Raw genomic sequence first — 14,568 nt, forward strand, 5'->3', positions numbered from 1 at the left:
CCCTCTTTTCCATTTAATAGACCTCCCAGGCTCTCGGTATATAGATCTCCCTGAATTTCTCCATGGAATACTGATCTGTCATTCCCGAAATATAATCACATACTGCCTGTTCCTTAGGTACTCCCCGGTATTCCACCAGTTCCCTGTATTCCCGGGACATTGCCTCCGGATGGTCAGTATAATATCCGTACAGTTCACTCAGCATCTGGATCACTTTATCCTCTTCCTTCCTGGCAACCGGATTCTCATAGACATTCCGGAACATCAGCGCCCGAAGCTCCATCATCGCCTCAAAAACATCCGGCGACATGGAGATGCTGTCTTTCCCCATACTGTTCTCTATAATATTATGTACGAAAGTATTCAGCCGTTCTCTCGTGGTATAGCCCAGAAAAGTTCTCATTGTGACAGGAATATCATCTTCTGTGATGATCCCTGCCCGCTGGGCATCGTCCATATCATGGTGGATATAGGCGATCTTGTCAGAAAAACGTACCACCTGTCCTTCCAGTGTGAAAGGATTTCCGCTGGTGCGGTGATTCATGATCCCATTGCGGACTTCCCAGGTAAGGTTCAGCCCGTTTCCGTTCTTCTCCAGTACTTCCACAACCCGGACGCTCTGCTTATAGTGTGCAAAGCCACCCGGATGTACCTGATCCAGTGCTCTCTCTCCTGCATGTCCAAAAGGCGTATGCCCCAGATCATGTCCCAGAGCGATCGCTTCCACCAGATCTTCATTTAAGCGAAGTGCCTTGGCAATAGTCCGGGCGATCTGCGATACCTCCAGTGTATGTGTCAGCCTGGTACGGTAATGATCTCCCTGTGGTGCCAGAAACACCTGTGTCTTATCCTTCATACGGCGAAAAGCCTTACAATGAAGGATCCTGTCTCTGTCTCTCTGATACGTTGTCCGCACATCGCATTCCTCTTCCGGGTGCTCCCGGCCTCTGGTATCTGCGCTGTGAGAAGCATAAGGGCTCAAAAGCTCCCGTTCTCTCTGTTCCATGCTCTCTCTGATGTTCATAAGCATTTCCTCCACAGTCTGACAAACAGCGGCGACAAAATACCCTCTGTTAATTATATTCTACACAAAACCACAAATTCCTCTTTTCTGAAAAAATAATTCAAAAAATATTGGAGTTACGGTCTGATCAGCCCTTAAGATGTCCAAAATTATCCTATTGTATATGAAACGAATACAAATATATCACGCAAATCTTCCCATTTCAGCTTCTCACCAGTGCAGGCATGCAATAATTTACTTTCATATAGCCAAAAACAGAGCTGCAATTCACAGCTCTGTTTTAAAGTCATGCGGAAGATGGGACTTGAACCCACACAAGCGCAATGCTTACAAGATCCTTAGTCTTGCTCGTCTGCCAGTTCCGACACTTCCGCATATCGCATTTCATTGGAAATTTCCAATGCGGAAGATGGGACTTGAACCCACACGAGCGCAATGCTCACAAGATCCTTAGTCTTGCTCGTCTGCCAGTTCCGACACTTCCGCATGACCGCATTTCCTTGGGATTTTTTATTTTCTCCCTCGCGACAAGTGATAGTATAGCAAAGTGGATCTTGTATGTCAACACCTTTTTTCAAAAGTTTTCTATTTTTTCGGTTTTTCTGTTATTTTGTCACGATTATCTTTGGTCCGGCACCCTTTGCACGGAGGAGTTTTTTGTATGCACTTACCCTGGAAGCCGGTACTTTAAATCTGCAGTTGGAACGGATCCCCTTAAATGCATTGGCTCCGGTCTTCGCTGTCGTAAGCTTTGTGCTGAAGATCGTTACATTGGAGAGTTTACTGCAGCCGCAGAAGGCTTTCGCACCTACTGTCATTATATTCGCTCCGATTTTCACTGTTGTCAGCTTCTTCGCTCCGGACATTGCAGAGGTGCCAATGGCTGTTACACGAAAGCTCTTTCCACCAATCTTTACTGTCGTCGGGATCGTAAGTGTCTTTCTTGCTGCCTTATCCGTAGCTCCGGTAAAGACTACGGTTCCCTTGCCGGATGTGTCTGCATTGGATATCTTATATTTCAGCCTGCTGACTGTATAGACTGCGTTTTTCTGAACCGTGATCCGGAATTTTTTTGTAACAGAACCGTTATATTTTCCTTTTCCTTTGATCGTAACGGATGCAGTTCCGATGTTTTTATTATTCTTCCAGGTAAGGGTGTAATCCCTTCCGTTTACAAGCTTCTTACCGCCGTAGGTTATGGTGAGTGCCTGGGTCAGCGGCTTTCCGGTAAAGGCCCCGGTCTTAAGTGCGGATATCTTTGTTTTGCTGATATTGGTAACCGCTGCAGTCTGTCCACCAATGGAAACAAATTTCACATCTTTAAAAAATACATGATATAAATTTTCACATTGATGCATTCTCTTTACATATCGTTCCGCTGCCGAGCCTGTATAACCTTCTACTGTAAAACCACCGGGAATAACTTCCTCTGCACCATTTCCCCTGTTATAACGTATTCCTAATGCCAGTCCACCAATATCTGTAACTGATTTCGGAATACGGATCTTTTTCAGCTTAAGGCAATCATGAAACGCCCCATCTTCGATCTTCGTCAGTCCCTCATGTAAGGTCACACTGGTCAGCCCGGTATTGCAAAATGTATCAGGCCCGATCTGCGTCAGACCGGCAGGTATGTCAATCTTATCCAATGATGTACAATTTCTGAATGCATCTGTCCCTAATTTATTTAACTGAGCCGGAAGCTGGATCTGTGTCAGATTTTCGCAGTTAAAAAATGCACCCTCACCCAGCTCTTTTAATTGAGGCGGAAGCTGTACCTGCTTCAGATTTTTGCAGTTACAAAATGCCCCTCCTCCTATCAGCGTCAGTTTTTCCGGAAGCTGGATATTTCTGAGTCCGGTCTCGAAAAATGCATTCCTTTCTATTTCTGTTACGGAATCCGGTAACACAATAGAACTCAGCGCACTGCAGCCCCAAAATGCTCCGTCACTGATTTTTTCCAATACTGTATTCTCAAATATCACACCCTCCAGACTGCTGCAATCTCGAAAGGCATCCTCTCCAATAGACCTCACTCCATTTTTTAATGTAACCTTTTTCAGCCCGGTACATTTTCCAAACATATCTCTCGGCACATCCACTGCACCGGATATCACCACACTCTCTATATTTGGCACATCGTAAAAGCATTGCTCCGGCATATTCATGCCTGCATTTCCATGGATTTCCAGTTCCTTAATATATTTTTTCAGATTCCACATGCCCCATCTATCAAAGCCTGTGATCCCATTCCCGATTACAAGCTTATTTACTCTAGAAAAATCGATGCCTGCCTTCTCCAAAGCACTTTCAGATATCTCATTTTTTGTCAACTCCATGTTATTTCCCGTAATGGTCAGTGTTCCATTCCCGTCCAGTACCCACGTAAATTTTCCATCAGAGTATTCTGCGGATGCCTGCACTGCATCCTTCGTTCCATCATCAAAAGCTGCGTTTTCTTCTGCCTGTTCGCATTCCTCCAACGCTTCCTCTTCATCCATTGCCGCTTCCGGAGCCTCCAGTTCTTCCTCTTCCGCAGTACCCTCTGGCGCTTCTTCACCAGGCTCCATTACGCCGGTTTCCGCATTCTCCTGTACGTTGTTCCCGGTATCTGTATCTGTGGTTTCCTGTTCCTCTATGGCAGCTGATCCATCTGTGATCTCTGTTTCCGTCTCTGCAGTATCTTCCGGATCTGAGGATGCAGTATCTCCACTTTCTTCTGCCAAAAATGCTGCTTCCTCACCCTCTGGTTCCATTTCTGCCGCCACTGTCAGCTCTGCCGGAGTCAGCGCCAGGCTTGCCGCTATAAGTACGGCCATGAGCTTTTTTCCTGCACTTTTTCTTCTCATATGACTATGCTCCTTCCGTTTTCTTCTATCATATCATATAAACATGATATATTCTATCCGGATTCCTTTTTTACAGATATTTTTATGTAGCAAAAAAACCTGCATCCGTTTCCAGATGCAGGTTTCCTAAATAAAAAATGCGGAAGATGGGACTTGAACCCACACGAGCGCAATGCTCACAAGATCCTTAGTCTTGCTCGTCTGCCAGTTCCGACACTTCCGCATATCGCCTTTCTTCGGGATTCTTTATCTTCTCCCTCGCGACAAGTGACAGTATAGCAAAGTGCTTTTTGTATGTCAACAGTTTTTTCTAAAAAAATCCAAAAATATTTTTTGTTTATACAATTAATACATTTCGTTTAATAACAATCTGAGACAGAGAATCTTTCATCCCAGAATTTATACTCCGACACAGGTTACGCCTCAGTCGTAAAAAGAGCAGCCTCTTCAAAAAGGCCGCCCTTCTGTCTCACTTCTGTTTTCTTCTATATGGATCAGTCAAAAATGATCAGTGCCATGAACACAAGATCTGTGTCGCCTGTATTGGTAAGACCGTGTCCTTTTCCATCTGGTGTGATGGTGATGTCGCCAGCCTTTACTGGGCGTTTCACGCCGTTATCGTCGTACTCGCCTTCACCGCTTAAGATATAGTAGGTTTCTGTCTCGCCATGATGCTCATGGTATCCCAGAGAACATCCTTTTTCGATGGTAACCTGTGCGTAAAGTCCGCATTTTCCCTTCAGCTCGTCTCCCTCAAGAATGTCTTTGATGATCACATGCCCTTTACCGCCGCACATATTTTCTACTCTTCTGATACCCATGATAAAATCCCCTTTCGTGATTGCGTAAATTTGTGAAATTTTATGAACACAGGCTTTCTGCGGCCTGTGCCTTACTTCCTGTACAATTATAAATGATATGATAAATTTTCGCAATCCTTATTGTTATTTTCACAAATTAACTTACAGGCAAATTTTTCCCACTGCTTATTGCTTTTCGCAACCCTGCCGGGAGCTTCTTTGATCCAGATCAAGTGGATATTCGCAATGAAGCAGAATATTTCTTTGATTCGGTAAAAAAACGAAGCAGCTCTTTTACAAAGACCTGCTCCGCAATTTATACTCATATTACAGATTTTTAATTCTCTCAATTGCCTCAAGAGTATTCTCATAGCTTCCGAATGCTGTCAGACGGAAATATCCCTCACCATGTGCACCAAAGCCTGAACCTGGTGTTCCTACGATGTGTGCTTTCTCAAGGAGATAATCAAAGAACTCCCAGGAGGTCATCTGATCCGGTGTTTTCAGCCAGATATATGGAGCATTTTTTCCACCGGACACGGAAAATCCTGCTGCGGAAAGTCCCTCCAGGATCGTCTTTGCATTACGCATGTAATAAGCGATCTGCTCCTTCAGCTGTGCTTTTCCCTCCGGAGAGTAAACAGCCTCGCCTGCTCTCTGTACAATGTACGGAGCACCGTTAAACTTGGTTCCGTGGCGTCTTGCCCAGAGACTGTGAAGCTCTACGCCATCACGCACCAGTTCCTTCGGAACAACAGTAAATCCAAGACGAACGCCTGTAAAGCCAGCATTTTTGGAAAAGCTTCGAAGCTCGATGGCACAGGTTCTCGCACCCTCGCACTCATAAATGCTGTGCGGGACATCCTCCTCAGAAATATATGCCTCATATGCTGCATCATAGATGATCACGCAGCCGTTTTTGTTGGCGTAGTCAACCCACTCCTGAAGAGCTGCCTTTGTGATCGCACCACCGGTGGGATTGTTCGGGAAGCAGAGATAGATCAGATCCGGTACCTCATCTGCCGGGATCTCCGGAAGGAAACCATTCTCCTCTTTGCAGGGCATGTAGATCACACCGTCAAAATTCTCTCTCTCCTTGTTATACAGACCAGTACGTCCGGCCATAACGTTGGTATCTACATATACAGGATAAACCGGGTCGCAGACCGCAACCTTGTTATCCAGTCCGAAAATCTCCTGGATGTTTCCGGAATCACTTTTTGCTCCATCGGAAACAAAAATCTCGTCTGCGCTGATGTCGCAGCCTCTGGACTGATAATCATTTTTTGCAATGGCACTTCTTAAGAACTCATATCCGAGATCCGGAGCATATCCGTGAAAGGTTTCTGCGTGTGCCATCTCGTCTACGGATTTATGAAGGGCATCGATGATCGCCGGTGCAAGCGGCTGTGTCACATCACCGATTCCAAGACTGATCACAGAATCCTTAAATTCCGGATTGGCCTCCTTATATGCGCTTACCTTCTTTGCGATATTGGAAAACAGATAGCTTCCCGGAAGTTTTAAATAATTCTGATTTACTGTAACCATAGTATTTTATCTCCTTCTCTCAATTTCCTCTGCCAGTGCTTTTCTGACGCTGTCAGGATTTGCCTTGCCTTTCAATTCTCTCATCAGCTGTCCTACGAAAAATCCCATAACCTTATCCTTGCCGCCCAGAAGCTCTGCCAGCGGTCCAGGGTTTACATCTACGATCTTTTTCACAGTTTCGGTGAGAAGGCCTGTATCTTCTACGATCTTAAGACCATTCTCTTCTATATATACAACCGGATCAATATCCTCGTCAAACACTTTTTCAAATACTTTCTTGGCATTCTGTGCGCTGACCTCTTTTTTCTCCACCATGGAAAGAAGGTCTGCCAGATGCTTCGGGGTAAAGCTTACCCTTTCCGGATCAAGGCCCTTGTCCTTTGTCAGGCGGAGAACCTCCACCATAAACCAGTTTGCCACCTTTTTCGGGTTTCCGAGAAGAACTGCTGTCTCCTCAAAAAGTCCTGCCAGATGTCTGGATTCGGTCAGGATCCCTGCATCATAAGCCGGAAGCTCATACTCCTTCTGATAACGCTCCATCTTGGCTTCACGAAGCTCCGGAATGGAAGTACGCAGCTCTTCGATCCATGCATCGGAAATGTGGATCGGCGGAAGATCCGGGTCCGGGAAGTAACGGTAATCCTTTGCATCCTCCTTGGAACGCATAGCATGGGAAGACTCTTTGTTATCGTCCCATCTTCTTGTCTCCTGTACAACGGCTCTTCCTTCTTCCAGAAGCTCGATCTGACGTTCTCTCTCTCCTTCGATCGCTCTCGCAATGGCCTTAAAGGAGTTCAGGTTCTTCATCTCTGTTCTTGTTCCGAAGGTCTCACTTCCCACCTCACGGACGGAAAGATTGACATCGGCACGCATGGAGCCCTCCTGGAGCTTACAGTCAGAAACTCCAAGATACTGCATGGTGCAGCGGAGCTTTTCCAGATATGCGATAACCTCCTCGGAGCTTCTCATATCCGGCTCGGATACGATCTCGATCAGTGGTACCCCGCTTCGGTTGTAGTCAACCAGGGAGCAGTCTTCCCACTCATCATGGATCAGCTTACCGGCATCCTCCTCCATATGCATCTCATGGATACGTACAGTCTTTTTGCCTGCGGAAGTCTCGATCTCAACAGCTCCGTCATAGCAGATTGGCAGATACAGCTGAGAGATCTGATAGTTCTGGGGGTTATCCGGGTAAAAATAGTTCTTACGGTCAAACTTACAGTACTGATGGATATGACAGTTTGCCGCAAGACCTGCCTTGATGGCAAACTCTACCACTTTTTTGTTGAGGACCGGAAGAGAGCCCGGCATACCGGTGCAGACCGGGCAGGTATGTGTATTTGGTGCGCCTCCGAATTCTGTGGAGCATCCGCAGAAGATCTTTGTTTTTGTGGCAAGCTCCACATGCACCTCAAGTCCTATGACTGTCTCATACTGTTTCATGCCTTTTCTCCCCCTTCCATTGCTGTTCCGAAATCACCGCGTTTTTTCTCATAGGCGTGTGCTGCGCGGAACAGGTTGTTTTCTTTGAAGCAGTCGCCGATCATCTGGATCCCGATTGGAAGTCCTGCTGCGTCTTTTCCGCATGGAACTGTGATTCCGGGAAGTCCGCACAGGTTTACTGCTACCGTATAAATATCGCCAAGATACATGGCAAGAGGATCTTTCAGACTCTCTCCCAGCTTCGGCGCCGTAAAGGGTGATGCCGGGGCAAGAAGAACGTCATATTTGGAAAAGGCCTGATCAAATTCCTTTTTGATAAGGGCTTTTGTGCGAAGTGCTTTCAGATAGTAAGCATCGTAGTAACCGGAGCTTAACACAAAGGAGCCAAGCATGATACGGCGTTTTACTTCCTCGCCGAAACCTTCAGTCCTTGTCTTCTTGTACATATCATGAAGTCCCTCGTACTCTTTTGCACGGAAGCCGTACTTCACACCGTCAAAGCGCTCCAGATTGGAGCTGGCCTCTGCGCTGGCAATGATGTAGTAGGCAGGGATCATATATTCTGTTGTCTTCATGGAGAAAAATTCTACCACTGCGCCCATCTCGGTAAGGCTCTTCAGCGTATTCATAAAGGCCTCTTTTACCTCCGGGTTCAGTCCCTCTGAGAGATATTCCTTCGGCACGCCGAATTTCATTCCCACGATCTTATCTGTCATAGAAGCGGAGAAGTCAAGATTCTCTCTCTTCATGGAGGTGCTGTCCTTGGCATCGTGTCCGGCAATGATCTCAAGGAGTGCCGCACAGTCTGCAACATCCTTTCCTACCGGTCCGATCTGATCCAGAGAGGATGCATAGGCAACCAGTCCGTAACGGGATACTGTTCCGTAGGTCGGTTTGATTCCGGTAACACCGCAGTAGGAGCTTGGCTGACGGATGGAACCGCCGGTATCAGAACCCAGTGCCAGGTAAGTCTCTCCTGCTGCCACTGCCGCACAGGAGCCGCCGGAGGAGCCGCCCGGAACATGCTCCAGATCCCACGGGTTTCTGGTGACGCCGTAAGCGGATGTCTCTGTGGTACTTCCCATGGCGAACTCATCCATGTTTGTCTTTCCGATGATCACAAGACCTGCCTGTTCCAGACGGTCAATAACCTCGGCATTGTACTGCGGCACAAAATTCTCAAGGATCTTTGATGCACAGGTAGTTGTTTTTCCCTTAATGCAGATATTATCCTTAATTGCAATAGGTACACCGGCAAGAGGTCCTGTATAGGTTCCATCCTCAATGCCCTTCTGTACCTCTTTTGCTCTTGCATAGGCTTCTTTTTTGTAAGTATCAAGATAAGCGTGGACCTTGTCCTCTTTTGCTTCGATCTGATTAAATACGTATTTCACACCGTCCAGGACGCTTATCTGATGCTGCTTGATCTTTTCCGCAAGCTGTAATGCGGTTAATTTTCCCAAATCCATGTCCTGTCTCCTGTCTTATCCAATTGTTTTCGGAACCTGATACTGGTTTTCTTTCTGTTTCGGTGCATTGGCAAGCATCGCCTCATGATTGTCTCCGTTTGTCACAATATCTTCACGAAATACATTTTCGTCCTCAAAAATATGGGACATGGGCTCTACGGAAGAAGTGTCAAGTTCATCCAGCTTGTCTACATAGTCCAGCATCTTCTGCATGTCCTCTTTTGCTTTTTCCTTTTCATCCTCTGTCAGAGAAAGCTTTGCAAGGATGCAGACATTTTCCATTGTTTCATCATCGATTATCTTTGCCATCTTTTTTCTCCTTATTACGGCTCAAGTCTGTTCATATCACGTGGGAACAGACAGGTCTCACGAACGTTTTCTTCTCCGAGGATTTGCATGGTAAGACGTTCCAGTCCGATTCCAAGTCCTCCGTGAGGCGGCATTCCATGCTTAAAGGTATCCAGATACTGCTCCATACCCTCTTCATCCATACCACGGGCTGCGATCTTATCCTTCAGCATCTGATAATCATGGATACGCTGTCCGCCTGTAGTTACCTCAAGTCCCTTGAACAGAAGGTCAAAGCTTAATGTAAATTTCTCATCTGACGGATCATCCATTGCGTAGAACGGACGCTTCTTAGACGGATAATGTGTGACAAAAACAAAATCAGCATCATATTCTTCTTTGAAATATCTTCCGATCAGCGCTTCTTCCTCCGGCTCCAGATCATATGGGTTGCGGATCTTACGATTATATTTTTCAGCTACCAGCTCTTTGGCCTTGTCAAAACGTACTGCCGGGATCTTGTCCACCTTTGGAAGCTCCACCTTCAGAATGGAAAGCTCATGAGCGTAGTCTTTCTTAAGAAGCTCTACCGCATACTGGAGAAATCCGGTTTCCATCTCCATGATATCCTCAAATCCGTTGATATAGCCCATCTCAAAATCAAGGCTTGTATATTCATTCAGATGACGTTTTGTGTTATGCTTCTCTGCACGGAATACAGGGCCGGTCTCAAATACACGGTCAAAAACACCTACCATCATCTGTTTATAAAACTGCGGGCTCTGTGCCAGAACTGCCGGTTTATGGAAATAACTCAGCTTGAACAGGTTTGCACCACCCTCTGCACCTCTGGCTCCGATCTTCGGTGTGTGGATCTCGGTGAACCCCTTCTCATAGAGGTAATCACGAAATGCCCGCACCAGAGCCTCCTGGATCTTGAATTTTGCACGCTCCTGCACATTACGCAGGGCGATAGGACGATAATTCAGCTTTGCCTCCAAGGAAGTGTTCAGCTTCCATTTGTCGATGGCCAGCGGAAGAGGCTCTGCAGGTGAGGAAAGGATCTCCACATGGCTGATGCGGAGTTCTCTTCCGTGAGGCGCTCTTTCTTCCTCATGAAGAGTTCCTGTGAGGCGCACACACATTGCCTCCTTCAGATCATGAATGGAAACATTTGTCTTGTCGTTTTCATATACGGTCTGAAAAAGTCCTTCTTTTTTTCGAAGTATCACAAATGCCACGTCACCCATATTACGGATGCTGTGTATTGCACCTTCCACTGTTGCTTCCTGGTCTTTCATGCTCTCAGAAAGAAGCACATCCCAGGCACATTCTCTAGTCTTACAGATTCCATCCATAAATTCCATTCCCTCATCCTCCAATTCAAAGTAGTTTCACCGAATCAGGAAATCCCCTGTGGAATTTTCCCCGATCCGGTGTGATATCAGGCATTCAGAGCAGATCATTTCTGTCCGCTCTGCTGTTTTTTGTTGTTTTTTACACAGAATCATATAAAAGCATCAGAACCATCTGGGCCGTTTCCACCATATTGGTCCCGGAATCCATACTGCATTTCTGGATATAGCGGTATGCGTCATCCTCGCTCAGGTGATTTCTTTCCATTAGAAGCATCTTTGCATTTGAAATATAATTCTGTTCTTTCCATGAACGCTGCTTCGGCTTTTTCTTATCTTTTTTCCAGCGCCTTTCGATCTGGGAAAGCATCATGCTTACCGTATTTACCAGATCTCCGACTTTCAGAGGCATTCCCACGCATAAAATGGATGTTGGCGCCTCGCTGATCACTCCCCGGGAAGCCATAAGCAGCATTTCAAAATAATCCGGCATATAGTCCAGAAGATCACGGTAGTACATATCCTGAAGATGATAACCGCAAAGCAGAACGCCGCCATCAAGCTCCGAGATACTGGCAAGGGCATTGGCACCTGAATTGCATACTGCCGCCACCGTGAATCCATATCGGTTAAGGACTGTGCGAATCTTTTTTGCATCTTCTATTTTCGGTAATGCAATCACGATACTCGTGTTCATAAGCCGCCACTCTCTTTCGTCCCATTATGCCTCGTTCATCAGATCCGATACAGATACTCCTCGATCTCCCAGTCGGAAATCTCCTGGGAATAACGCAGCCACTCTTTTCTCTTGGCCTGCGCATACTGTTTGCAGAAAGCTTCTCCAAGGATTTCCTTCATCCAGCTGCTGTCCTCAAACAGTGTGATCGCTTCCCGCAGGTTCTCCGGTAAATTCTCGATACCCTGTTCCTTCTGATCCGACTCGGAAAGAGAACGGTCAGAAGCTTTTGTAGGATAGATCTTCTTCTGGATTCCATCCAGGCCCGCTGCCAGGCATACCGCAAAAACAAGGTATGGATTGGATGCAGCATCCGGGCTTCGAAGCTCGATCCTGGTATCAGCACCATTGACTCTCGGGATCCTTACCAGTGAATTCTGGTTATTTCTCGTCCAGGTCAGCTCTGTAGGCGCATCAAATCCAGGTACAAGACGTTTATAGGAATTTACAAGCGGATTGGTGATCAAAGTCATCTCACGGCTGTGAGCCAGAAGACCTCCGATAAAATAGTATGCCTCTTCACTTAATCTGGACGGATCCTCTGGATCCACGAAAATATTTTTTCCATTTTTAAACAGTGAAAAATGGATATGCATGGCTGAACCGTTTACTTCCCGTCTTGGCTTCGGCATAAATGTCGCATGAAGTCCATGACGTTTGGCTACAGTTCTTACTGCCATCTTAAAGGTTATAACTTCGTCTGCCATCTCACGTGCTTCCCCGTAATGAAGGGCGATCTCATGCTGTGCAGGTGCTGTCTCATGATGAGAGGATTCCACCTCAAATCCCATATCCTCAAGAGTCAGTACCATGTCACGTCTTGCATTTTCGCCTAAGTCCACCGGACTTACGTCCAGATATCCGGCCTTTTCGTGAGAAACCGTTGTAGGCATTCCGTTATCATCAATATGAAACAGGAAAAACTCGCATTCCGGGTCAACATAACAGGTATACCCTGCCTCCTCTGCTGCCTGTGCTGTTTTTTTCAGAATATATCTGGAGCTCATCTCATGCTCTGATCCGTCTGCACGGCGCATATCACAGATCAATCTTGCAACCTTTCCCTGCTGAGGACGCCATGGAAGAATTGAAAAAGTATTATAATCCGGATACAGGATCAGATCCGGCTCCTTTTCTCCCACAATGCCCGCAATATGAGAGCCATATACAACGCACTGGTTATCCAGGGCTCTTGGAAGCTCTCTTGCTGTGATCGCAATATTTTTCAGAGTTCCAAACATATCTGTAAACTGGAGGCGGATGAACTCTACGTCTTCCTCCTCTGCCATTGCAAGAATCTCTTCTCTGGTATAATTCCCCATAGTATTCTCTCCTTTATTTCCTCATCACACAAAATAATTACCCTCAAAATCAGAAAAAGGGTGCACTTCAGAGAGCTTCCGCTCCTGAAGAACACCCTTGTTCATGGACGTAATTATAGCAATCGGTCAATTCTTTGTCAACCATTTTTTAAAAGGGGCAAAAGTTCAAAAGCTTTATCGCGGAAACACGAACAGTTTTTTTGACCTTTTGCCCCTGGTATCTGTTATTTTACTGTAAATATGAATAGCTCATCAGTGATTCGTCCACTGCTTTCGCAGCCTCACGTCCCTCATGGATCGCCCATACGACAAGGGACTGTCCACGATGCATATCACCTGCTGTGAACACACGATCTACGCTTGTTGCATACTGCTCCGGTTTTGTTTCCACATTAGTTCTTGGTGTAAGCGCTACACGGAAGGCATCTGTCACATATTTCTCGCTGCCAAGGAAGCCGGCTGCAATAAGGACCACATCTGCAGGGATCACTTCCTCACTGCCCTCAACCGGTACCATATTGAATCTTCCGGTCTTTTCATCCTTTACGCTCTTCAGTTTTACGATCTTGGCCTTGCAGACATTTCCTTTTTTGTCCTTGATAAACTCGGTAACGGTTGTCTGATAGATCCGAGGATCATGGCCGAATACTGCAATAGCCTCTTCCTGGCCGTAATCGGTTTTCAGGACCTTCGGCCACTCCGGCCATGGATTGGAAGGAGTTCTTGCTGCAGGAGGCTGCGGCATCATCTCAAGCTGTGTTACAGATTTCGCCCCCAGACGGATGGATGTTCCCACGCAGTCATTACCGGTATCACCACCGCCAATGACCAGAACATTTTTTCCCTTTGCAAGCTCATATGGGAATTTTGCAAAATCTGTATCCAGAAGACTTTTTGTTACCTGCTTCAGGAAATCCACTGCAAAGTAAATTCCCTTGGCATCTCTTCCCGGAACCTTGATATCTCTCGGATGAGAAGCTCCACAGCAAAGAAGGACACGGTCATAATCCTTCAGAAGCTGTTCTGCAGTGATGTCAACACCAACATTGATATTGGTAACAAATTTCACGCCTTCCTCTTCCATCAGCTTCAGTCTGCGGTCAATGATCTTTTTCTCCAGCTTCATGTTCGGAATGCCGTAGCGGAGAAGTCCTCCGATACGGTCGTTTCTCTCAAATACGGTTACGCTGTGGCCACGGCGGTTCAGCTGCTGTGCTGCTGCCAGTCCGGAAGGACCACTTCCGATGACTGCGATCGTCTTTCCTGTGCGGACAGGCGGGATCTGCGGTTTTACCCATCCTTCTGCATAGGCTGTCTCGATGATCGCTTTCTCATTCTCCTTTGTGCTGACCGGATCTCCGTTCAGGTTACAGGTACATGCAGCTTCGCAAAGTGCTGGACACACTCTGGATGTAAACTCCGGAAAGCTGTGTGTCTTGTTTAAACGAAGGAATGCCTGCTTCCAGTTTCCTGTGTACACAAGGTCATTTGTCTCAGGAACCAGGTTGTGCAGCGGGCAGCCGGAAGCCATTCCGCCGATCATCATACCTGACTGGCAGAAGGGGACGCCGCAGGCCATGCAGCGTGCTCCCTGAAGTTTCTGTTTTTCTTTATTTAATGGAATACGAAATTCGTTGAAATTCTGAATACGTTCCTTTGGCGGCAGAACCTTTGCCGTTTCTCTTTCATAATCTAAAAATCCAGTTGGCTTTCCCATTTCCTCATCCT

Annotated in this window: 11 protein-coding genes and 3 tRNA genes; all 14 read right to left on the reverse strand. The window is 46.5% G+C overall.

Annotated features, from left to right (window positions below; genetic code table 11):
- Positions 1–13: 13 nt before the first annotated feature.
- Positions 14–1,024: a deoxyguanosinetriphosphate triphosphohydrolase gene (locus CCC17_RS10280; protein ID WP_022426754.1), complete on the reverse strand. Its 1,011-nt coding sequence runs from the start codon at positions 1,022–1,024 to the stop codon at positions 14–16.
- Positions 1,025–1,313: 289 nt separating this feature from the next.
- Positions 1,314–1,398 (reverse strand) — tRNA-Leu (locus CCC17_RS10285).
- Between the two features lie 27 nt (positions 1,399–1,425).
- Positions 1,426–1,510 (reverse strand) — tRNA-Leu (locus tag CCC17_RS10290).
- A gap of 119 nt (positions 1,511–1,629) precedes the next feature.
- Complete coding sequence (locus CCC17_RS10295) at positions 1,630–3,873, reverse strand: leucine-rich repeat domain-containing protein (RefSeq protein WP_278654718.1); 2,244 nt, start codon at positions 3,871–3,873, stop codon at positions 1,630–1,632.
- Positions 3,874–4,011: 138 nt separating this feature from the next.
- Positions 4,012–4,096 (reverse strand) — tRNA-Leu (locus tag CCC17_RS10300).
- Between the two features lie 271 nt (positions 4,097–4,367).
- Positions 4,368–4,694 (reverse strand): cupin domain-containing protein, encoded by a 327-nt coding sequence (locus tag CCC17_RS10305; protein ID WP_015525755.1) that lies wholly within the window; start codon positions 4,692–4,694, stop codon positions 4,368–4,370.
- 306 nt (positions 4,695–5,000) lie between these two features.
- Entirely contained in the window at positions 5,001–6,224 is a 1,224-nt protein-coding gene (locus tag CCC17_RS10310) for an LL-diaminopimelate aminotransferase (protein ID WP_021651140.1), read from the reverse strand.
- Positions 6,225–6,230: 6 nt separating this feature from the next.
- Entirely contained in the window at positions 6,231–7,670 is a 1,440-nt protein-coding gene (gatB, locus tag CCC17_RS10315) for an Asp-tRNA(Asn)/Glu-tRNA(Gln) amidotransferase subunit GatB (protein ID WP_118608259.1), read from the reverse strand.
- Positions 7,667–9,139: an Asp-tRNA(Asn)/Glu-tRNA(Gln) amidotransferase subunit GatA gene (gene gatA / locus CCC17_RS10320; RefSeq protein ID WP_015525752.1), complete on the reverse strand. Its 1,473-nt coding sequence runs from the start codon at positions 9,137–9,139 to the stop codon at positions 7,667–7,669. The genes gatB and gatA overlap by 4 nt, the downstream gene beginning before the upstream one ends.
- Positions 9,140–9,154: 15 nt before the next feature.
- Positions 9,155–9,448, reverse strand: coding sequence for an Asp-tRNA(Asn)/Glu-tRNA(Gln) amidotransferase subunit GatC (gene gatC, locus CCC17_RS10325; protein WP_110102034.1), 294 nt, complete (start codon positions 9,446–9,448; stop codon positions 9,155–9,157).
- A 14-nt stretch (positions 9,449–9,462) separates the two neighbouring features.
- Positions 9,463–10,794, reverse strand: coding sequence for an aspartate--tRNA(Asn) ligase (gene aspS, locus CCC17_RS10330; protein ID WP_059085246.1), 1,332 nt, complete (start codon positions 10,792–10,794; stop codon positions 9,463–9,465).
- 130 nt (positions 10,795–10,924) lie between these two features.
- Positions 10,925–11,479 carry an ANTAR domain-containing response regulator gene (locus tag CCC17_RS10335; RefSeq protein WP_015525749.1) on the reverse strand — a complete coding sequence of 185 codons (555 nt, stop codon included), beginning with the start codon at positions 11,477–11,479 and terminating at the stop codon, positions 10,925–10,927.
- 38 nt (positions 11,480–11,517) lie between these two features.
- Positions 11,518–12,840 (reverse strand): type I glutamate--ammonia ligase, encoded by a 1,323-nt coding sequence (glnA, locus tag CCC17_RS10340; protein ID WP_278603693.1) that lies wholly within the window; start codon positions 12,838–12,840, stop codon positions 11,518–11,520.
- Positions 12,841–13,069: 229 nt separating this feature from the next.
- Complete coding sequence (locus tag CCC17_RS10345; protein WP_173759092.1) at positions 13,070–14,557, reverse strand: glutamate synthase subunit beta; 1,488 nt, start codon at positions 14,555–14,557, stop codon at positions 13,070–13,072.
- Between the last annotated feature and the right edge of the window lie 11 nt (positions 14,558–14,568).

It is taken from the genome of Blautia sp. LMAG:36 (genome assembly GCF_008680535.1).
GTDB classification, from domain to species: domain Bacteria; phylum Bacillota; class Clostridia; order Lachnospirales; family Lachnospiraceae; genus Blautia_A; species Blautia_A fusiformis.